At 63.1% G+C, this 902-nt stretch carries 1 protein-coding gene; it reads left to right on the top strand.

The window, feature by feature from the left end:
* Window positions 1-902 (top strand): IS630 family transposase (locus KHP60_RS24865; protein ID WP_213566937.1); only part of this gene is annotated, 902 nt, incomplete at its 5' end.

Raw genomic sequence — 902 nt, 5'->3', positions numbered from 1 at the left:
TCTGGCGCTGGCAGGAGCGCTTCATGCAGGAGGGGGTCGACGGGTTGCTGCGCGACAAGACCCGCCCGTCCCGGATCAAGCCGCTTGGGCCTGACGTTGCCGAGCGGGTGGTCACCCTGACGCTGGCTGATCCGCCGGTCGAGGCAACCCACTGGACCGCCACCATGATGGCCAAGGAGAGTGGCATCAGTGCCAGTGCCGTGCGGCGCATCTGGCGGGTTCATGGTCTCCAGCCGCATCGCTATCGCCAGTTCAAGCTCTCGAACGATCCCAAGTTTGCCGAAAAGCTCCGCGACGTGGTGGGGCTCTATGTCGACCCTCCGGCCCATGCCATCGTGCTCTCCGTCGACGAGAAGAGCCAGATCCAGGCACTCGACCGCACCCAGCCCGGCCTGCCGCTGAAGAAGGGTCGGCTGGGGACCATGACGCACGACTACAAACGCAACGGCACCACTACGCTCTTTGCCGCTCTGAACGTGCTGGATGGCTCCGTCATCGGGCGCAACATGCAGCGCCACCGGCATCAGGAATTCATCCGCTTTCTCAACGCCATCGAGGCCCAAGTGCCCCCTGGCAAGGCCGTGCACGTGATCCTCGACAACTACGCTGCCCACAAGCACCCGAAGGTTCGAGCCTGGTTGGATCGCCACGAGCGCTTCACCTTCCACTTCACCCCGACCTCATGCTCGTGGCTCAATGCGGTTGAGGGCTTCTTTGCCAAACTGACCCGTCAGCGGCTCAAGCGCGGCGTCTTCCATTCGGTGGTTGACCTTCAGACGGCCATCAACCGCTACGTTGCCGAGACGAACGCCAGTCCCAAGCCCTTCACGTGGACGGCTGATCCAGATGAAATCATCGCCGCCGTCAGGCGTGGGCACCAAGCGTTAGATTCCATCCACTAG

The sequence above is a fragment of the Microvirga sp. 3-52 genome, assembly GCF_018383585.1.
Classification (GTDB): Bacteria; Pseudomonadota; Alphaproteobacteria; order Rhizobiales; family Beijerinckiaceae; genus Microvirga.
This window is presented reverse-complemented; position numbering and strand designations above follow the sequence as displayed.